Raw genomic sequence first — 20,614 nt, forward strand, 5'->3', positions numbered from 1 at the left:
TCTGCGTAGTGTTTATGAAAGGGAATTTTTTGTTTTACGCCAAAATGTTAGCGTTAACATCGGCAGCGATGATAACGCTACCAAAATTTATGTGTCAAATCATTTGTATGAATATCTGGAGGGAGGAAACGTCCCGGAAAGGCCGATGCGGCGGCGCAGCATGGTTTTACATGGGTGATTGTCCGGACGCTAAGGGTATGATGTCGGCAATCGAAATTTCCGTCCCGCCATGAGCAAAAACGCCGCCGCCGAAAAAACCGCCAAGCCAACGAGAGCCGTCAAGGGAAGCCGCGCCACCGGCCGCGTCACCATCGTCGACGTTGCCGCCGAAGCACGCGTCAGCCCGATGACCGTATCGCGTGCATTGAAGTCGCCGGAGCTGGTCCAGCAAGAGGCGCGCGACCGCATTGCGGCGGCCATCCGCAAGCTCGGCTACGTACCCAATCAGGCTGCCAGCACCCTGGCGTCGGCGCGCTCGCAGGTGATCGGCGTGCTGGTGCCGTCGCTGACCAATGCGGTGTTCATCGAAACCCTGAGCGGCATCCGCGACTACCTGTCGCAGGCCGGCTACCAGTTCCTGATCGGTGAAACCGGTTATTCGAAGGAGAAGGAAAGCCGGCTGATTTCCACCTACCTGGCGCATGCGCCCGACGGTTTCCTGCTGTCGAGCTCGGACCAGCACGACATCCTGCGGCGCCAACTGGCGGCGTCGAATATCCCGGCCGTGCGCATGTTCGATCTGGGCAAGAGCAACAGCGACATGTCGGTCGGCTTTTCGCAGACCAAGGCCGGCTACGCGGCGGCGCGCCATCTGATCGAGCGTGGTTATCGCCGCCCTGCTTTCCTGGCGGCGCAGCTCGATCCGCGCATGATGAAACGGCGCGAAGGCTTCCGCAAGGGACTCAGCGAAGCCGGTCTCGATCCGGATGTGGAAGTGCTGCTGCCGGCGCCGACCACGGTCGACATGGGCGCCCAACTGCTGGCGCGCGTGCTGGAGATTGCGCCCGATTGCGACGCCGTGTTTTGCTGCAACGACGATCTCGCGCTGGGCGCCTTGTTCGAATGCCAGCGGCGCGGCATCAAGGTGCCGCAGCAGATGGCGATCGCCGGCTTCAACGACCTGTCTTGGGCGGCCTGCGCCACCCCCTCAATCACCACTATCGTCACGCCGCGTTACGACATCGGCTACAAGGCGGCGGAGATGTTGATTCGTCAACTCAAGGGCGAACCCGTGGAGAAAGCGCGGCTCGATCTGGGCTTCGAGCTGGCGGTGCGCGAGAGCACCTGACCGGCGCCAAAGCCGCAGCAGTACAGCGCATTTCACCAATACACCTTCGTGTGCAGCGATTGATGAGACGGCCTCGACGCCCCGCGCGCCGATCTGAAATCAGGGCGCAGATTTCTTGATTTTTCTATGGACATCGAACTTCCAAGGGCTACAATCGTCTGATGCGAAAGCATGCGTTTCACCATAATTACAGACAACCTCAGGAGAATCCCCATGCGGAAAATCAACGGCTTGCTCAAGCCGGCTTCCATGGCATTACTGCCGCTCTGCACTTCCCTCGCCTTCCTTCCTGCCCACGCACAAACTGCCGCACCTGCAGCTACACCTGCTGCTGCGCCGGTAGTCAAATACGACCTGACCTACGACATCATCAGCCCGGTGCAAGCCAAGAACGGCATGGTCGCGTCCGAGCAGGAACTGGCGACGCAAGTCGGCCTCGATATCCTGAAACGCGGCGGCAATGCGGTTGACGCCGGCGTCGCAGTCGGCTTCGCGCTGGCGGTAGTGCTGCCGAATGCAGGCAACATCGGCGGCGGCGGCTTCATGATGATCCACGATGCCAAGACCGGCAAGAACGTGGCGCTGGACTTCCGTGAAATGGCGCCGGCCAAGGCCAGCCGCGACATGTACCTGGACGACAAGGGCAATGTCGCGCCGGGCCGCTCGCTGTATACCCACCTGGCCATCGGCGTGCCAGGCACCGTTGCGGGCCTGACGCATGCGCTGCAAAAATACGGCACGATGAAGCTGTCCGACGTCATTGCGCCCGCCGTCAAGCTGGCTGAAAAAGGCTATGAAGTCAGCCCCAGCCTGGCGCTGATCCTGGCTGCGGAACGCGACCATCTGGGCCAGTGGGATTCGAGCAAGGCGATCTTCTTCAAGGATGGCCGCCCGCTCCAGGCCGGCGAAAAGCTGGTGCAGAAAGACCTCGCCAAATCGCTCAAGCTGATCGGCAAGAAAGGCCCTTCGGTATTTTATGAAGGCGAGATCGGCAAGAAGATCGTCGCCGAAATGGACAAGCATAACGGCCTGATCACCGCCGCTGACCTGAAGAACTACAAGGTCGTCGAACGTGAACCGGTGGTCGGCAACTATCGCGGTTATCAAGTCATGTCGATGCCGCCACCAAGCTCGGGCGGCATCCACATCATCCAGATGATGAACATCCTGGAACGCTATCCGCTGAAGCAATACGGCGCCGACAGCGCACAGACGATTCATCTGATGGCCGAAGCGATGAAGCTGGCGTATGCCGACCGTGCCGAATATCTGGGTGATCCGGATTTCAACAAGGTGCCGGTCAAGGGCCTGACCTCGCGCGCCTATGCCGACGAGCTGGCCAAGAAGATCAATCCTGATCGCGCCACGCCGTCCGCTGAAATCAAGCCGGGCAAACCGCAGCCTTACGAAAGCGACCAGACCACGCACTTCTCGGTCGCCGACAACAAGGGCAACCTGATCGCCACGACCTACACGCTGAACCTGAACTTCGGCAGCGGCATCGTGGCCACCGGCACCGGCATCACGCTCAACAACGAGATGGACGACTTCTCGGCCAAGCCGGGCGTGCCGAACGCCTTCGGCCTGGTGGGCGGCGAAGCCAATGCGGTCGGTCCGGCCAAGCGTCCGCTGAGCTCGATGTCGCCGACCTTCGTGCTGAAGGACGGCAAGCCGTTCCTGGTGACCGGCAGCCCGGGCGGCAGCCGTATCATCACGACCACGATGCAGACCATCCTGAACGTGATCGAGCATGACATGAACGTCGCCGAAGCAACCGTCACACCGCGCATCCATCATCAATGGGCGCCGGACCAGCTGCGCATCGAAAAGGGCATCAGCGCCGATACCATCAAGATCCTGCAGGACAAGGGTCAGAAGATCAGCGTGCAGCCTTCGATGGGACGCACGCAGACCATTCAGATCAAGGACGGCATGTTCTACGGGTATTCGGATCCGCGTAATCCGGATGGACGTACGCTGGGATTCTGATGCGCGGTTAGCAGCGATTCATCGCGCAAGATAAAAGAAAAGGCCAATGCAAATGCATTGGCCTTTTTCATTGCTGGATCCGGAACGATGGGATAGCCATCTATACGTGCGATGTCAGCCGAGGCGCTGCATCTTGTCGCGCGCGCCGTTGACATGCGCCATCAATGCGTCGATGCAAGCGAGGAAATCATTGGAGAATCCTGGTTCGTGCCGGATGCGATCAAGAAAATCGTCGGCGAGCTCCAATGCACGATCCCAGGTCTCAGCGTCCACGCAAGCGCGCAGATTGGCCGGCGCCAGCATATCCGGCAAACCGCCCCCGGAACGCGGCGCAAAAGCCATCGGTAACATGTCGTATGCCGGCGCCAAGCCGTAAGGACGACCATGCTCGCTGGTAAAGGACAGATTGCCGTTATGCATATCGGTGTTGCCAATCAACGTCCCGAACGCATACAGCAGCGCGGCGCCGTCGGCAGCCTCGCGTGTGATGTGTCCGTCGGCTGCCAGTCGCGTGGCGATCACCGGCCATGGAGAGCTTGCATCACCGACGAACTCGGCCTCGACTGCCGTCAGAGAGAGCATGCCGCGTCGACCCAGTGCACCAACGCGATCGAACCGCTCGACTTCAAGGAAGCGCTGCCCGCCATGGTCGATGACGGACGAGCCTGCGGCGTCGACTCCCGCTGCCGCAAGTGTATTGAGGGCGTGATGCTCGGCCAGCAGCAAATCGCGCCAACGGGCGGTCACGGGATTGATGTCCGGCAGCGAGAACTTGACCAGAACATGGCGCGGACCGTCCGGTGTTTCAGCGAAGGTGAGGAATTTTGGCTGTTCGCCGCCGGCAGAGGAGCCGGGAACATCTCCTCTTGCGGCATCTTGCGCCAGCCGCGCGTAGGCAGCGCTTTTGGCATGCATCGCAACCGGCTCGGGAGCCGAAGCTTCCATGAAGCGATCACGCGCTGCGTCGCCAAGCAACAGATTGCCCACGGCATCATGGCCATGCGCCATCAGCGCCCGCAATACATCAGTGTCGCTCCACTCGGCAAGCTGGGCAGGCAAGCCCAACGTAGTGGCATACCTGGCGGCATAGGCGCGTCCGATGAATCCTTGCGGACGCATGTCCAGCAACCACCAGGGCAGGCTATCGCTGTGCAGCGTGACGCCATCCGCCTGACGCATCACGAATCCATCCGGGCAAACCGGGGCGAGTATTCCCAAATCCCTTATTTTGCCGTCTGCGCCAACACGATATACGGGAACATCGCCCAATCCACGTCGCCCGTCTCGCAAGGCATATTGAATAGATCTTGCGGCACCAAGGCGTATGATTTCATTGCCCATTGCAGAGATGACACGAGACAGTGTCGGCTGGCTAATCTCAATATTTTCAATGAGTTGCCGAGCATTTTTAACACCTTGAGCCAGCTGGAGCCGGACTTGATCAGTGTGATCCGCCATGGATTTGAATAGATACTTGAATAGATATATGAATAATTAAATATAGCATGAAATTATCAACATCCACGACTCTTCCTCTATTCCGGCTTCCATGTTGCTCAACAGGCAGATTCCCTCAGGATTTGTCGCCGTTGCTTATTGGGCGTCGGCCTCAGGCCGCTCCACGATCTTCCGCAACACAAAACCCGCCGCCACCAGTCCAAACGAAGCCGTCACCACCATCGCCGACCCAAACCCCGCGCAATTAAGCCCGGTCACGCCGGCCTCCTGACGACGGCCATCGGCATCAACGGTGTCCAGTCCATCCGCAGCATCGTCCGTATCGACCTCGCACACTTCCCCCTCAGGAAAACGCAACGGCTCGGTGGAAAACACCGCGTCAATGCCGAACTTGTTCTTGGTCCCGCGCGGAAACTTGTGCCACGCGCGCAGGCGCTTGCGTACTTTGGCGAGCAAGGGCTCCTGCTCGGTGCGGCACAGATCGCGGATCTCGATTTTGGTCGGATCAATCTGACCGCCGGCGCCGCCGCTGGTCAGCAAGGGCACCTTGTGCTCGCGGCAATAGGCGATCAACGCCACCTTGGCGCGCACGTTGTCGATGGCGTCGACGACGTAGTCGAAACGGCCCTCGCCTATCATTTCAGCCACATTGTCGGGCGTCAGGAAATCTTCGATCTCGGTGACCTGGCAATACGGATTGATCTGCATGATGCGCTCGTGCAGCGCGGTGACTTTGGCCTTGCCCAGCGTGTCGGTCAGCGCGTGGATCTGGCGGTTGACGTTGGACTCGGCCAGGTTGTCGAGATCGATCATCGTGATCTTGCCGATGGCGCTGCGCGCCAACGCTTCGACGATCCAGGAGCCGACGCCGCCGACGCCGACCACGCAGACATGCGCCGCGCGAAAACGCGCCAGACCTTGTGCACCGTACAGGCGGGCAATGCCGCCGAAACGGCGGTCGAAATCGATATCGGCGTCGTTGACAGCAACAACAGGTTCAACATTGGACATGATGGTTATCCGGAGTAACAAAGTAAAACAGGCTGTTTCCTGAGAAACAGCCTGCAAAAAATATTCTACTGACCTAGAATCTGCTCAGGATCTGTAGCGAGAGGCCGTCAGCCGGTGGCGGACGGAGCGCAGGAACCGGAATGTACTTCAGTACATGAGGATTCCGAGCACCGCCCGACGCCGGATCACGGCCTCGCAGTAAGATCATGAGCTGGTTCTTAGACCACGGCGCCGTCGGTTTCGTCTTTCGGCTTGGCCGGCTTGATCAGGTCTTCGCGCTTGACGCCCAGCCACATGGCGATGGCGGCGGCGACGAACACCGACGAATAGATACCGAACAAGATACCGATGGTCAGCGCGACGGCAAAGTAATGCAGTGTCGGACCGCCGAAGATCAGCATCGACAAGACCATCATTTCAGTGCTGCCGTGGGTGATGATGGTGCGCGAAATGGTGCTCGTGATCGCATGGTTCAAGACTTCCGGCGCGCTCAGCTTGCCGTAGCGGCGGTCGCGGAATGCTTCGCGCACCCGGTCGAACACCACCACCGATTCATTGACCGAATAGCCCAGCACCGCGAGCACCGCCGCCAGCACCGTGAGCGAGAACTCCCACTGGAAGAAGGCGAAGAAGCCGAGGATGATCACCACGTCATGCAAGTTAGCGATGACGGCGGCGACCGCGAATTTCCATTCGAAGCGGAAAGCCAGGTAGATCACGATACCGATCACCACCATGCCCAAGGCCATCAGGCCGTCATGCGCGAGTTCGTCGCCGACTTGCGGGCCGACGAATTCAACACGCTGCAATTGAACGTCGGGGTCCTGCGCCTTGAGCGCGGAGATCACCTTCTCACTTTGCTGGGCCGAGTTGACGCCGTGTTGCGCCGGCAGGCGGATCATCACGTCCTGCGCAGTGCCGAAACTCTGCACCTGCGTATCGGTGAAGCCTAGACCCTCAACCGACTTGCGGATGTTTTCGATGTTGGCGGCCTTCGGATAGGCGACTTCCATCACCGTGCCGCCGGTGAATTCGATCGAGAAATGCAGTCCGCGCGACAGCAGGAAGAACACCGCCAGCACGAATGTCAGCGCCGAGATGACGTTGAATATCAGCGCATGGCGCATGAAGGGGATATCTTTTTTGATGCGGAAAAATTCCATCACATACCTTTCAGTTCTGCGCCTTGTCCGGTCATCCGGTCAAGGCGCATTGGATCATGTCGATCGCTCTTGTTGGTTCTGCTGCGCTTATTTGGCGTCAACCGCTTTGCTGTCGGTCTTGCTGACCGTATCGCCTTGCGGCTTCCAGATCTGGCCGATGGCCAGGCTGGTCAGCTTTTTCTTGCGGCCGTACCACAGGTTGGCCAGGCCGCGCGAGAAGAACACGGCCGAGAACATTGACGTCAGGATACCCAGGCAGTGGACCACCGCGAAACCGCGGATCGCGCCGGAACCGAAAATCAGCAGCGCCAGACCGGCGATCAGCGTCGTCACGTTGGAGTCGAGGATGGTCGCCCATGCGCGGTCGAAACCGATCGAAATCGCCGCCTGCGGCGAATTGCCGTTGCGCAGTTCTTCGCGGATACGCTCGTTGATCAGCACGTTGGAGTCGATCGCCATACCCAGCGCCAGCGCAATCGCGGCGATACCGGGCAAGGTCAGCGTGGCTTGCAGCGTCGACAGCACCGCGACCAGCAGCAGCACGTTGACCGACAGCGCCAATGCGCTGAACAGACCGAACAACTGGTAGTACACGATCATGAAGATGGCCATCGCGGCGAAACCGTACAGCGTCGCGTCGAAGCCCTTGCGGATGTTTTCGGCGCCGAGTTGCGGGCCGATGGTGCGTTCTTCGATGATGTCCATCGGCGCGGCCAGCGAACCGGCGCGCAACAGCAGCGCCAGGTCGCTCGACGATTCAGCCGAACCCATGCCGGTGATCTGGAAGCGCGAGCCGAGCTCGGAGCGGATGGTCGCTACCGTCAGGACTTCGCCCTTGCCTTTTTCGAACAGCACGATAGCCATGGCCTTGCCGACTTTTTCACGGGTAGCGTCGCGCATCTTGCGGCCGCCGTCGCCGTTCAGGTCGATGCTGACCGATGGCTGGTGGTTTTCGTCAAAGCTGGCCGAGGCGTTGGAGATGTAGTCGCCTGTCAGGACCGGTTCCTTGTACAACACCACGGGCGCGCCCTTGCCGATCTTGAACAGTTCGGAGCCGAACGGCACGGCGGCGGTTTCTTCGGTGCCGCGGGCAACCGAGTCGTCGACCATGCGCACTTCCAGCGTGGCGGTACGGCCGATGATGTCCTTGGCGCGCGAGACGTCTTGCACGCCCGGCAGCTGGACCACGATGCGGTCGGCGCCCTGGCGCTGGATGATCGGTTCGGCCACGCCGAGTTCATTGACGCGCTTGGACAGGGTCGAGATGTTTTGCTTGACGCCGTCTTCCTGGGTCTGCTTGAGTGCTTCCGGACGCAGGGTGGCGGTCACCTTGAGGTCGTCGCCGCTGCCGCTGTCGGCCAGCGCCAGTTCGGACACATCAGCAGCCAGGGCGCTCTTGGCCTTGTCGCGGGTGTCGGCGTCGCGGAACAGGATCTCGATGCGGTCGCCGTTGCGGTTGATGCCGTTGTGGCGAATGTTCTTGTCGCGCAGCACGCTGCGCACGCTCGATTGCAAGCCTTGCAGGCGCTTGTTCAGCACTGCCTTGACGTCAACCTGCATCAGGAAGTGCACGCCGCCGCGCAAGTCCAGGCCCAGGTACATCGGGAAGGCGTGCAGGCTTTGCAACCATTGCGGCGTGTTCGGCAGCAGGTTGAAGGCGACGATGTAAGTCGGATCGGCGGGATCGGTGTTCAGGCCTTTTTCCAGCAGGGCCTTGGCCTTGAACTGGGTGTCGGTATTGGCGAACCGGGCGCGCACGGATGGCGCGCTGCTGTTGTCGAATGCGACGCTCTCTGGCGCAAGGCTGCCCTGTTGCAGGATCTGTTGCACGCGCTCGGCGACGGCGCTGTCGACCTTGATGGTGGACTTGGCGCTGCTGATCTGCACGGCAGGCGATTCACCGAAGAAGTTGGGCAGCGTATAGAGCGTGCCGAACAGCAGGGCGATGACGATTAAGACGTACTTCCAGAGAGGATAACGATTCATAGTGATTCAGCGTTGATGATGAACGTCCGGATGGACAGGTTCAAAACAAGGGCGCATCCGCACGCGGAAAATGCGGCGAATGCGCCCTGTCAGCCGTAGGGCCGTATTACCGGCTTACAGACCCTTGAGGGTGCCCTTAGGCAGCAGCGTGGTGATCGCAGCTTTTTGCACGACAACTTCATTGCCTTCGGAGACTTCAACAGTGATGTAGGCATCGCTGACCTTGACGATCTTGCCCAGCAGGCCGCCGGAGGTCACGACTTCGTCACCCTTGGCGAGTGCTTCCATCATGGACTTCTGTTCTTTTTGACGCTTCATCTGAGGACGGATCATCAGGAAGTACAGCACCACGAACATCAGGATGATAGGCAGGAAGCTGGTCAGATTGCCCATCAGGCCGCCTGGGCCTGCAGCAGTAGTTTGTGCAATTGCATCGGTAATAAACACGTGGCGCTCCAAATGGTTGTTTAAAAAATAGCCCCGCATTTTAGCATTGCGCCGGGCGCATCCCCCATTCCGTAGCGGCCGAAACAGGTGAAAGCGCCTTTAACAGGGAGAAATAGGCTTGCCGCAAGGAAAAAATTGCCATAACGGCATCGCCAACATGGGGGCGTGGCGTTACATTAACAAGCAAACTTACAAAAAATCAGGAGACTTCCTCATACCATGCTGCCCATCACTCCGCGTCCCTATCAGGACATCTGCAACGCCTTCCGCTGGGATATTCCCGAGCACTACAACATCGGCATCGACGTCTGCGACAAATGGGCGCTGCGCGAACCCGGCAGGCTGGCGCTGATTCACGTCGGCGCCGATGGCGCCAGCCGCAATTACAGCTTCGGCGAAATCAAGGAAAGCTCGGACCGCCTCGCCAACCTGCTGCTGTCGGCCGGTGCCGGTGTCGGCGACCGCATCGGCATCCTGTTGCCGCAAGCCCCCGAAACCGCCATGGCGCACGTCGCCGCCTACAAGATCGGCGCGATTGCGATTCCGCTGTTCGCGCTGTTCGGCGCCGAAGCGCTCGAATACCGACTGCACAACAGCGGCACACGCGTGGTGGTGACCAACGCCGTCGGCGCGGCCAAGCTGGCCGGCATCCGCGACCGCTTGCCGGCGCTGAAAACCGTCTTCACGATTGACGGCGCCTTCGACGGCACGGTTGACCTGCATCAGGCGCTGAAACACGCGAGCAGCGATCTGACGCCGGTGCTGACCAAAGCCGAAGACCCGGCCGTCATCATCTATACCTCCGGCACCACCGGCCAGCCCAAGGGCGCGCTGCATGCGCACCGGGTGTTGCTGGGTCATCTGCCGGGCGTAGAGATGTCGCACAATTTGTTCCCCATGGAAGGCGACCGCATCTGGACACCGGCCGACTGGGCCTGGATCGGCGGCCTGCTCGACGTGCTGCTGCCGGCCTGGCATCACGGCGTCGCCGTGGTGGCGCATCGCTTTGAAAAATTCACCGGCGAAGCGGCCTTCCAGCTGCTGCAGGATCAGGGCGTGCGCAACACCTTCCTGCCGCCGACTGCGCTGAAGATGATGCGCACCGTCGCCGATCCGGAAACACGCTGGCGCTTCCAGTTGCGCTCGGTCGCCAGCGGCGGCGAATCGCTCGGCGCCGAGTTGCTGGACTGGGGCCGCAAGACCTTCGGCCTCACCATCAACGAGTTCTACGGCCAGACCGAATGCAACATGACGATCTCGTCCAACGCCGCCGTCATGGCCTGCCGCCCGGGCGCCATCGGCCGCGCCGCACCCGGACACACGCTGGCCATCGTCGACGCCGACGGTAAAGCTCTGCCGCACGGCAGCGACGGCAACATCGCGGTGCAGCGTCCCGACCCGGTGATGTTTCTGCAGTACTGGAACAACCCGCAAGCCACCGCCGACAAGTTCGTCGGCGACTGGCTTCTGACGGGCGACACCGGTTGCATGGATGACGAGGGTTATATCCGTTTCGTCGGCCGCGACGACGATGTCATCACTTCGGCCGGTTACCGCATCGGCCCCGGCGAAATCGAAGACAACATTCTGCAGCACGCTGCCGTCAAGATGGTCGCGGTGATCGGCTCACCCGATCCGCAGCGCACCGAAATCGTGGTGGCCGTGATCGTGCTCAACGATGGCTTCACGGGCGACGACAAGCTCAAGCGCGAGATCCAGGATCACGTCAAGGTGAAGCTGGCCGCACACGAATATCCGAGGGAAGTTTTCTTCGTTGATGAGTTGCCGATGACGACCACCGGCAAAGTGATCCGGCGGGAGTTGCGCGCGATGGTGGGGGAATGGCGCAAGCTTGGCGACGCGGCATGAACCGGTCCGAGGTCTAAAAAAAACATCCGGGCGGGCACTGCCCGACCGGATGTCAACCTCAAGCTACAGGGGATGTCGACTTACAAAAAATCTACAGCAACTCCATTTAGAACAGGTGACGGAAACCGACCATCAGCACAGTCTGATTGCGTCCCGATGATGGCGAACCGTTTTGTGAATCGCCGACCACGGCCACGGCGTCGACAATGCTGCCGGCGGTCTTACCCAAGGTCTGGCCGCGTGCCAGCTGATACGCCTCCAGCAGGTAAATCGCCGAACGCTTGGAGAACGAATAGGTTTGCTCCAGCGCGACCTGGTGATATTTCGCCGCATTGCTGATGCCGTTGGCGGACTTCTCGAAGGTGTAGCTGTAACCACCCGCCAGAGCCACTTGCGGCGTCAGTTGGTAAGTCGTGATCAGGCCCAGCGTCTGAAAGGTCGCCTTTTGCGTAAACAACGATCCGTTACCCGGCTTGTATTGCGCGTTGGCGTAGTTGGCGCCGAACATCCATTTGTCGATCGTGTAGCGCATCGCACCGGCGATCATCTGCACGTTGTCCGAAGACACATAGCCGTTGTTGATCGCCGAAGTCGAGAAGCTGCCGGATGCCGTGGAGTTCCACGCGTTGGCAGGACCGGAACCGTTCTTCAGGCGTTGATAGCCCAAGGCGAAGTTCCAGGCGCCGACGTCGTATTTGGCTGCAAGGCTGTAGGTATTGCCGGTCGAGGTGCTGCCGGCGGTTTCGCCGAAACCGTACAAGGCGCTGACTTGCGCGCCGCCGAACACCGGCGTCGAGTAGGTCACCGAATTGCTGATGCGCACTGTAGTGTCAAGACCATCAACGTCGCCCGGGTGAGCGCCGGTGGCGCCGGTCAGCACGCTGGTCGGGCCGATCGCGCCGACGTACAGGAAGTAAGGCGTGTATTGGCGACCGGTGGTGACGGTGCCGTAGCTGCTATTGGTCAGCCCGACGAAGGACTGGCGGTTGAACAGCGTATTGGCAGAACTCATGGCGCCGGTGTTGATGTCGAAACCATTTTCCAGCGTGAAGATCGCCTGCGATCCGCCACCCAGGTCCTCAGCACCCTTGAAGCCGATCTTGCTGGCCGCCAGGTTGCCGGTGCGCAGGTACAGATTGTGCAGCCCGCCCTGATTGTTGGTGTAGACCAGCGCGTTGTCGAGCGCACCGTAAATCGTCACGCTGCTCTGTGCGGATGCCTGCACCGATGCGCCGGCGGCGGCGATGGCCAGTCCTCCCATTACCCAACTGCGTCGTAATTTCATTTCCTCTCCTCTTCTTGGATGATTGCGGTATTGCTCCGCCCTAAATTGATTCCGGTCCTGCGGGGCGAGACCGGATTCAAAACTGTTGCGCGGCCCGGCTGCCTGCCATTGGCCCACAGACGTCGATCGCAGACGCAAAAACTCCCCCTTGCGGCAAGGTTGAGCCTGCTGCAATGCTTACGTAGTCAAAGGGGAACGCCGCTGGCGCGGCGCTGATCAGTTCAGGCCGCGTCCTATGTGAAGGGCGGGAATGCGCACAAGGATGTGCAGATGCTGATTGTTTTCATCGCTGTCTCCGTCATGTGTGACGTCCTCTGCGGGACGCTGCGTCAACATGGCGAAGAAACAGGTTCTATCGCCATGCTTTCTTGAATTCGTTCATCACCCGTTCCAGGTGCTCGCGCATCGCATCACGCGCGGCCACCGGATCGCGCGCCACCAGCGCATCGAACACTTTCTGGTGCTCTTCGAGCGAGGCTTCGCGCAATTGCGGGGTGTGGAAATGTTCTTCCAGCTTCTTCCACAACACGCCGCGCAACTGATCCCACAATGCCGTGACGACTTGCGCCATCACGCTGTTGCCGCTGGCTTCAGCGATGCGGATGTGGAACAACCGGTCATCCGCTTCGTTGGCCAGCTTGTCGTTGAAGTTGCGCCCCATCGCCGCCAGCTGCGCATAGATCTTGTCGATGTCGGCGTCGCTGCGGTTCTGCGCCGCCAATGCCGCCACTTCCGATTCGATCACCCAGCGCGCCCGCAACAATTCGAACGGGCCGGCGCCGCCATCGGGAATGAAGCCGACCGGCTTGGTCGCCGCGTCGCACACATAGATCCCCGAACCGCCGCGCACTTCCACCAGTCCCTGCACTTCGAGCGCGATGATCGCTTCGCGCACCGAGGTGCGGCTGATTTCAAACCGCTCCGCCAGGCTGCGTTCGGAAGGCAGGCGTTCGCCGACCTTGAACTCGCCCTGCAGAATCAGATCTGCAATCTGCTCCGCCAGCCGCTGATACGAGCGCTCCGGCGCTGAAACTGGTTCCAACAATTCTGAACGTGCTGCTTTTCTGACTGCTTTATTTACTGCCTGGTCCACATTTGCGGCTGATGATCGACTCTGACGATCTGCCATAAACACCCTCTTTTTTACTTTAAATTGGTCTATCCACTGTATAGAAAAGCAGCGTTCAAAGCAAACAGTGGCTTACCAATTTCAGCGATACTCTCATTTTGGTCTAACCATGTCAACGATTATGCAGACCAATCTGTGGCTTAAAAACAAACGCCAGCAAGCGATCCCGCTGATACCGGAGTTGCAACAAGCAAATTGGAATGCCATAATAAATATTGGTTAGACCAAATTTATTTTTCACCCAGAACAGCGGGACGCCCGGCAACGTAATCCGGACCGTCCGGCACCGAGACAAGGAAATCGCATCCATGAAGATCCTCAGCGCCAAGGTCATCGTGACCTGCCCGGGCCGCAACTTCGTCACACTCAAGATAGAAACCGACCAGGGCATTTACGGTATTGGCGACGCCACCCTCAATGGACGCGAACTCGCGGTCAAATCCTATCTTGAAGACCACATCATTCCCTGCCTGATCGGCCGCGACGCCTCGCGCATCGAAGACACCTGGCAATACCTGTATCGCGGCGGCTACTGGCGTCGCGGCCCGGTCACCATGACCGCGATCGCCGCCGTCGACATGGCGCTGTGGGACATCAAGGGCAAGGCCGCCAACCTGCCGGTGTATCAACTGCTGGGCGGCAAGAGCCGCGACGCCGTGATGGTCTACGGCCACGCCAACGGCCGCGACCATGCCGAGGCGCTGGACGCCGTCGGTCACTACATCGACATGGGTTACAAGGCCATCCGCGTGCAGTCGGGCGTACCGGGACTGGACAAGGCCTACGGCGTCGGCAAGGGCAACATGTACTACGAACCGGCCGACAAGGGCCTGCCGGACGAAGAAATCTGGGACACGCCGCTGTACCTGCGCCACACGCCCGACCTGTTCGAAAAAGTCCGCGTCAAATATGGCAGCGATCATCACCTGCTACACGATTGCCATCACCGCCTCAAGCCTATCGAAGCGGCGCAGCTGGGCAAATCGCTGGAGCAGTTCAAGCTGTTCTGGATGGAGGACGCCACCCCGGCCGAGAATCAGGAAGCTTTCAAGCTGATCCGCCAACACACCACCACGCCGCTGGCCGTGGGCGAGATCATGAGCTCGATCTGGGACTGCAAGGACCTGATCCAGAACCAGCTGATCGACTACATCCGCACCACCGTGGTCCATGCCGGCGGCATCACGCACCTGCGCCGCATCGCCGATCTCGCCTCGCTGTACCAGGTGCACACCGGCTGCCACGGCGCCACCGACCTGTCGCCGGTGAGCATGGCGGCGGCGCTCAACTTCAATATGTGGGTGCCGAATTTCGGTATCCAGGAATACATGCGTCATACGCCGGAAACCGACGCGGTCTTCCCGCACGGCTACTACTTCGACAAGGGTTACCTGGTGCTGCCGGATGCGCCGGGACTGGGTGTCGACATCGACGAATCGGCTGCGCTCAAATTCCCGTATGAACGCGCCTATCTGCCAACCTGCCGCCTGCGCGACGGCACGGTGTGGAACTGGTAAGGACGGTTCGCTCCCTGCAATGCCGCACGCCGTGCGGCATTTTTATTGCCCTGAAAGACGCATGAGAAATCCCATGACGACACCGCAAGCCTGGTTCATCGGCGAATGCATGATCGAACTGCGCCCCACTCACCCCCTGCAGCCGCTGCATGATGCTCAACACCTGCCGCGCGCGATGGCGCAATCGTTTTCCGGGGATGTCTACAACACGGCCGTGTATTTCCGTCGCCGCAGTACACAAGTCGGGAGTCAGTTCATTTCGGCCGCAGGCAGCGACAGCATCAGCACATCGTTGCGCGACGAGGTAACACGGCAAGGCATCGGCACCGGCCTGATGGCAGTCCATCCGGACGCCCTGCCCGGCTTGTACTGGATCGAAACCAACGCCGCCGGCGAACGCTCCTTCCTTTACTGGCGCCAGCAATCGGCGGCGCGCCACATGCTTGACGAGGCCCATGCCGAGGCACTGATGCAGCAGGCGGCGCAATGCGGCTTGTTGTATTTCTCCGGTATCACACTGGCCATCCTCGACCATGCGCGTCGCAGTCGCCTGCTCGATCTGGCGCATGCGGTGCGGGCACACGGCGGCTGGGTGGCGTTCGACAGCAACTACCGTCCGCGCCTGTGGCAGTCGCGCGACGAAGCCTTGCACTGGACTCGACTGGCGCTGGCGCAGGCCAGCCACGCACTGGTCACGCTCGATGATGAAAGCGCCCTGCACGGCGACGTTGACGCGCAAGCCTGCCTGCAGCGCACGCGCGCCGCCGGCGTCGGGGAAGTGGTGGTGAAGTTGGGGGAGCAAGGTTGCCTGGTGCACGCGGCCGGCATGGAGGCGGCGCAAGCGGTGGCGACACAAAAAGTGGCGGCGATCGATACGACCGCGGCCGGGGATTCCTTCAACGCCGCTTATCTGGCGGCGCGACGCCAAGGCGCTTCCACCATCGCGGCAGCCGAGGCCGGCTGCGCACTGGCGGCCAGCGTAGTGATGCATCCCGGCGCGATCATGCCGCCGGAAGCAATGCCGCCGTTCTGATCAGGCGCCGCGCGCGCGGTCTTCCTTGAACTTGGCGACAAACTGCTGGAACTGTCCGTCGTCGATGGCGGCGCGGATTTCTTTCATGATCTGCAGGTAGTAATGCAGGTTGTGTATCGTGTTCAGGCGCGCGCCGAGGATTTCGCCGGTGCGGTGCAGGTGATGCAGGTAGGCGCGCGAGAAGTTCTTGCAGGCATAGCAATCGCAGGTTTCATCGAGCGGCTTGGTGTCTTCCTTGTAGCGTGCATTCTTGATCTTGATGTCGCCGAAGCGCGTGAACAGCCAGCCGTTGCGCGCATTACGGGTCGGCATCACGCAGTCGAACATGTCGACGCCGCTGGCCACACCCGCGACCAGATCTTCCGGCGTACCGACGCCCATCAAGTAATGCGGCTTGTCGGCCGGCAGGCGCGGGCCGATGTGTTCCAGCACGCGCATCATGTCTTCCTTCGGCTCGCCGACCGACAGGCCGCCGATGGCGATGCCGTCGAAATCGAGTTCGTTCAGACCCGCCAGCGATTCGTCGCGCAGGGTTTCGAACATGCCGCCCTGGACGATCCCGAACAGCGCGTTGGGATTCTCGCCCTTCTGGAATTCATCGCGCGAACGCTTGGCCCAGCGCAGCGACATGCGCATCGATTGCGCCGCTTCCACTTGCGTGGCGGGACGGCCGTCGATCTCATACGGTGTGCATTCGTCGAACTGCATGACGATGTCGGAGTTCAGCACGCGCTGGATCTGCATCGACACTTCCGGCGACAGGAACAGCTTGTCGCCGTTGATCGGCGAAGCGAAGTGCACGCCCTCTTCGGTAATCTTGCGCATGGCGCCCAGCGAGAACACCTGGAAACCGCCCGAGTCGGTCAGGATCGGTTTGTCCCAGCCCATGAAACCATGCAAGCCACCGAACTTTGCCATCACCTCGAGGCCCGGGCGCAGCCACAGGTGGAAGGTGTTGCCGAGAATGATGTGGGAGTCGATCTCTTTGAGTTCCAGCGGCGACATCGCCTTGACCGAACCGTAGGTGCCGACCGGCATGAAGATCGGTGTCTCGACCACGCCGTGGTTCAGTTTGACGCGACCGCGACGAGCGTTGCCGTCGGTTTTGAGCAGGGTAAATTCAAGCATAGTTAGGCGTTAAAAGCGTCACAAGTTAAGAGCATGGCGTCGCCATAGCTGAAGAAACGATATTGCTGCGCGATGGCGTGCGCGTAAGCGGCACGGATATTGTCGTAGCCGGCGAAGGCCGAGACTAGCATCAACAATGTCGACTTGGGCAGGTGGAAGTTTGTGATCAGGCGATCCACGGTCTTGAAGGTATAACCTGGCGTGATGAACAACTTCGTGTCGGCGCTGCCGGCTTCCAGCGTGCCGGATTGCGACGCCGACTCCAGCGCGCGCATGCTGGTGGTGCCGACGGCAACGATCTTGCCGCCCGCCGCCTTCACCGCGCGCACCTTGTCCACCGTCTCTTGCGCGATGGTGTACCACTCGCTGTGCATCTTGTGTTCGGACAAATCCTCCACGCGCACCGGCTGGAAGGTGCCGGCGCCGACGTGCAGCGTGACGAAGGCGGTGTCGATGCCCTTTGCCTTCAATTGCGCCAGCAAGGCTTCATCAAAATGCAGGCCTGCGGTCGGCGCGGCAACCGCACCCGGCTCCTTGGCGTAGACGGTCTGATAACGCGTCTCGTCGAACTCGTCGGCGGCATGCTCAATGTAGGGCGGCAACGGCAGGCTGCCGTATTGCTCCAGCAGCTCGAACACGTCGGACGGAAACTGCAGCGTGTAGAACTCGCCGTAACGTTCGCCAACGATCACGTCGAAGGCCTCGGCCAGGCGAATGCTTGTGCCCGGCGGCGGCGACTTGGAAGCGCGCACCTGCGCATGCACGCTGCGGTTGTCGAGCACGCGCTCGACCAGCACCTCGACCTTGCCGCCGGTTTCCTTGACGCCGAAGAAGCGCGCCTTGAGCACGCGGGTATTGTTGAAGACAAGCAAATCGCCCGGCGACAGCAAGTCGACCACGTCGGAGAAACGGCGGTCGGTCAGGCTCGTGCCATCAACCTGCAGCAGGCGCGAGGCGCTGCGCTCAGCCAGCGGCAGCTGCGCGATCAACTCAGGCGGCAAGTCGAAATCGAAATCGGAAAGTGAATACATGAAAATAGGCAATGAAAGCGGAAAAGCAGCAAATACTGTAATAAATACTGTAAATAAGCACAGTAAAAGCGCAGTAAAATAGCGCCGAACCCTCTATTTTACGCTTTCTCGACATAGAAACCCCTCTGCATGCCAGCACCGAAGAAGAAAGCTTCTGCCGACAGCACGAAGACGGCGACTGCGGTCAAGGCCGCCAAGAGCGCCCCGCCGTTGAGCAACGCCCAGAAAACCCTCAACAAGCTGGCCAAGCTGGGGCTGCGCAGCGACATGGACCTGGCGCTGCACCTGCCGCTGCGCTACGAGGACGAAACCCAGGTCATGAGCATCCACGACGCCAGCCTGCGCGGCACGCAGATGGTGCAGGTCGAAGGTGTGGTCACCAAGAGCGACGTCCAGTTCCGTCCACGCCGCCAATTGGTGGTCACGATTGCCGACGACAGCGGCCCGCTGGTGATGCGCTTCCTCAACTTCTACGGCAGCCAGGCTACGCAACTGGCCGAAGGCGTGCGCGTGCGGGTGCGCGGCGAATTGCGCCATGGTTTCTTCGGCGCCGAGATGGTCCATCCCACCTATAAAGTCGTGTTGGAAGGTGCGCCGTTGCCGACCTCATTGACGCCGGTTTACCCGGCCGGCGAAGGCCTGTCGCAAGCCTACCTGCGCAAGGCCATCGGCGGCGCGCTGTCGCGCATCGACTGGCGCGACACGCTGCCGCCGGCGCTGCTGGCCGAACTCAAGCTGGACGGCTTCGAAGCTTCGGTGCGCCAGCTGCACAATCCGCCCACCGACGTCGACGAATACGCGCTCGAAGAACGCTCGCACCCGGCCTGGATCCGCATGAAGTTCGACGAACTGCTGGCGCAGCAGTTGTCGCTCAAGCGCGCCCAGGCGGCGCGGCGTGCGCGCAACGCCAGCGCGCTGCCGACCATCGGCAAGATTTCCAAGGCCTTCATCAAGCAGTTGCCGTTCAAGCTGACCGGCGCCCAGCAACGCGTGCTGGAAGAGATCCGCCACGACCTGCAGGAATCCTTCCCGATGCAACGGCTGCTGCAGGGCGACGTCGGCAGCGGCAAGACCGTGGTCGCTGCGGTCGCCGCCGCGCAAGCCATCGACAGCGGCTTCCAGGCGGTGCTGATGGCGCCGACCGAAATCCTGGCCGACCAGCATTTCCGCAAGATCGCCGCGTGGATGGAGCCGCTCGGCGTCAAGGTCGCCTGGCTCACCGGCAGCCTCAAGAAAAAAGAAAAAGCCGAAGCCAACGCGCTCATCGAATCCGGCGAAGCGCGCCTGGTCATCGGCACGCATGCGCTGATCCAGGACAACGTGCAGTTCCGGAAACTCGGCCTGGTGATCGTCGACGAACAACATCGCTTCGGCGTCGGCCAGCGGCTGGCGCTGCGCAACAAGGCGCGGGAAGGCGATGCGGACATCAACGCCCCGCTGCAAACCGTGCCGCATCAGCTGATGATGTCAGCCACGCCGATCCCGCGTACGCTGGCGATGACCTACTACGCCGATCTGGAAGTCTCGGTAATCGACGAACTGCCGCCCGGCCGCACGCCGATCGTCACGCGCACCATCGACCAGAATCGCCGCGAAGAAGTGATCGCGCGCGTGCACGCCAACGCCCTGGAAGGCCGCCAGGTCTACTGGGTCTGTCCGCTGATCGAAGAATCCGAAGCCCTGCAACTGCAGACCGCCACCGATACCTATGCGATGCTGGCCGAAGCGCTGCCCGACCTGCGCATCGGTCTGGTCCACGGCCGTCTCAAGCAAGCCGAAAAGCAGGACGTCATGGACGCCTTCAGCCGTGGCGAAATCCACGTGCTGGTCGCCACCACCGTGATCGAAGTCGGCGTCGACGTGCCGAACGCCTCGCTGATGGTGATCGAACACGCCGAACGTTTCGGCCTGTCGCAGTTGCACCAGCTGCGCGGCCGCGTCGGTCGCGGCGCCGCCGCCAGCGCCTGCATCCTGCTGTACCAGAGCCCGCTAGGCGGCACCGCCAAGCAACGCCTGATGACCATGCGCGAAACCTCCGACGGTTTTGAAATCGCCCGCCGCGACCTCGAAATCCGCGGCCCCGGCGAATTCCTCGGCGCACGCCAGTCGGGCGAAGCGCTGCTGCGCTTTGCCGATCTCGCCACCGATCAGTGGCTGGTGGAAAAGGCCCGCAACCTGGCGCAGACGCTGCTGCAAAATGACGACGCCATTGTCGATGCGCATTTGCAGCGCTGGCTGGGCGGCAAGGAAGATTTCCTCAAAGTCTGACGATATCAGGCG

At 60.9% G+C, this 20,614-nt stretch carries 16 protein-coding genes and 1 other RNA gene; 6 read left to right on the forward strand and 11 right to left on the reverse strand.

The annotated features are described in order from the left end of the window. The first annotated feature begins 229 nt into the window (after window positions 1-229). Together E4P32_RS16340 and ggt are read left to right on the forward strand one after the other, a co-directional pair. On the forward strand, window positions 230-1,288 hold the full coding sequence (locus tag E4P32_RS16340; protein WP_116434796.1) for a LacI family DNA-binding transcriptional regulator: 1,059 nt from the start codon (window positions 230-232) through the stop codon (window positions 1,286-1,288). 213 nt (window positions 1,289-1,501) lie between these two features. After that, window positions 1,502-3,277 (forward strand): gamma-glutamyltransferase, encoded by a 1,776-nt coding sequence (ggt, locus tag E4P32_RS16345; RefSeq protein WP_116434795.1) that lies wholly within the window; start codon window positions 1,502-1,504, stop codon window positions 3,275-3,277. Between the two features lie 114 nt (window positions 3,278-3,391). Here the strand turns inward: ggt and yjjJ are convergent, their stop codons facing one another. From yjjJ to yajC, 6 genes are all read right to left on the reverse strand, one after another. Next, on the reverse strand, window positions 3,392-4,735 hold the full coding sequence (gene yjjJ / locus E4P32_RS16350; protein ID WP_116434794.1) for a type II toxin-antitoxin system HipA family toxin YjjJ: 1,344 nt from the start codon (window positions 4,733-4,735) through the stop codon (window positions 3,392-3,394). 135 nt (window positions 4,736-4,870) lie between these two features. Next, a complete protein-coding gene (gene tcdA / locus E4P32_RS16355; RefSeq protein ID WP_116434793.1) occupies window positions 4,871-5,746 on the reverse strand; it encodes a tRNA cyclic N6-threonylcarbamoyladenosine(37) synthase TcdA in 876 nt (291 codons plus the stop codon). 81 nt (window positions 5,747-5,827) lie between these two features. After that, a non-coding RNA gene (locus tag E4P32_RS16360) (sX9 sRNA) lies at window positions 5,828-5,902 on the reverse strand. Between the two features lie 62 nt (window positions 5,903-5,964). Next, window positions 5,965-6,909, reverse strand: coding sequence for a protein translocase subunit SecF (secF, locus tag E4P32_RS16365; RefSeq protein WP_016836679.1), 945 nt, complete (start codon window positions 6,907-6,909; stop codon window positions 5,965-5,967). Window positions 6,910-6,996: 87 nt separating this feature from the next. Then, the gene (gene secD / locus E4P32_RS16370) at window positions 6,997-8,895 is read right to left on the reverse strand and encodes a protein translocase subunit SecD (protein WP_116434792.1); all 1,899 of its coding nucleotides are present in this window, start codon (window positions 8,893-8,895) and stop codon (window positions 6,997-6,999) included. Between the two features lie 114 nt (window positions 8,896-9,009). Further along, window positions 9,010-9,342 (reverse strand): preprotein translocase subunit YajC, encoded by a 333-nt coding sequence (gene yajC, locus E4P32_RS16375; RefSeq protein WP_116435299.1) that lies wholly within the window; start codon window positions 9,340-9,342, stop codon window positions 9,010-9,012. Between the two features lie 219 nt (window positions 9,343-9,561). Between yajC and E4P32_RS16380 the strand changes: the two genes are divergently transcribed. Then, complete coding sequence (locus E4P32_RS16380) at window positions 9,562-11,211, forward strand: acyl-CoA synthetase (protein WP_116434791.1); 1,650 nt, start codon at window positions 9,562-9,564, stop codon at window positions 11,209-11,211. Between the two features lie 106 nt (window positions 11,212-11,317). Here the strand turns inward: E4P32_RS16380 and E4P32_RS16385 are convergent, their stop codons facing one another. The 3 genes from E4P32_RS16385 to E4P32_RS24220 form a co-directional block, all read right to left on the reverse strand. Then, complete coding sequence (locus E4P32_RS16385; protein ID WP_167747556.1) at window positions 11,318-12,496, reverse strand: porin; 1,179 nt, start codon at window positions 12,494-12,496, stop codon at window positions 11,318-11,320. A 352-nt stretch (window positions 12,497-12,848) separates the two neighbouring features. Then, window positions 12,849-13,625, reverse strand: a complete 777-nt coding sequence (locus E4P32_RS16390; RefSeq protein WP_233526666.1) for a FadR/GntR family transcriptional regulator — start codon at window positions 13,623-13,625, stop codon at window positions 12,849-12,851. Window positions 13,626-13,737: 112 nt separating this feature from the next. Next, window positions 13,738-13,935: a hypothetical protein gene (locus E4P32_RS24220; RefSeq protein ID WP_135008756.1), complete on the reverse strand. Its 198-nt coding sequence runs from the start codon at window positions 13,933-13,935 to the stop codon at window positions 13,738-13,740. Here E4P32_RS24220 and manD point away from each other — a divergent pair. Then, on the forward strand, window positions 13,934-15,142 hold the full coding sequence (gene manD, locus E4P32_RS16400) for a D-mannonate dehydratase ManD (protein ID WP_116434788.1): 1,209 nt from the start codon (window positions 13,934-13,936) through the stop codon (window positions 15,140-15,142). The two genes, E4P32_RS24220 and manD, sit on opposite strands and share 2 nt — an antisense overlap. Window positions 15,143-15,215: 73 nt before the next feature. Continuing rightward, window positions 15,216-16,175: a sugar kinase gene (locus E4P32_RS16405; RefSeq protein ID WP_158559727.1), complete on the forward strand. Its 960-nt coding sequence runs from the start codon at window positions 15,216-15,218 to the stop codon at window positions 16,173-16,175. On the opposite strand, the gene tgt is transcribed toward E4P32_RS16405, so the two are convergent. Further along, window positions 16,176-17,303 carry a tRNA guanosine(34) transglycosylase Tgt gene (gene tgt, locus E4P32_RS16410; protein WP_116434786.1) on the reverse strand — a complete coding sequence of 376 codons (1,128 nt, stop codon included), beginning with the start codon at window positions 17,301-17,303 and terminating at the stop codon, window positions 16,176-16,178. Window positions 17,304-17,305: 2 nt separating this feature from the next. Continuing rightward, the gene (gene queA, locus E4P32_RS16415) at window positions 17,306-18,334 is read right to left on the reverse strand and encodes a tRNA preQ1(34) S-adenosylmethionine ribosyltransferase-isomerase QueA (protein WP_116434785.1); all 1,029 of its coding nucleotides are present in this window, start codon (window positions 18,332-18,334) and stop codon (window positions 17,306-17,308) included. A 129-nt stretch (window positions 18,335-18,463) separates the two neighbouring features. Between queA and recG the strand changes: the two genes are divergently transcribed. Further along, window positions 18,464-20,602: an ATP-dependent DNA helicase RecG gene (gene recG / locus E4P32_RS16420; protein ID WP_116434784.1), complete on the forward strand. Its 2,139-nt coding sequence runs from the start codon at window positions 18,464-18,466 to the stop codon at window positions 20,600-20,602. The last annotated feature ends 12 nt before the right edge of the window (window positions 20,603-20,614 follow it).

Source organism: Herbaspirillum sp. 3R11, assembly GCF_004563925.1.
In the GTDB taxonomy this organism is placed as follows: domain Bacteria; phylum Pseudomonadota; class Gammaproteobacteria; order Burkholderiales; family Burkholderiaceae_D; genus Herbaspirillum.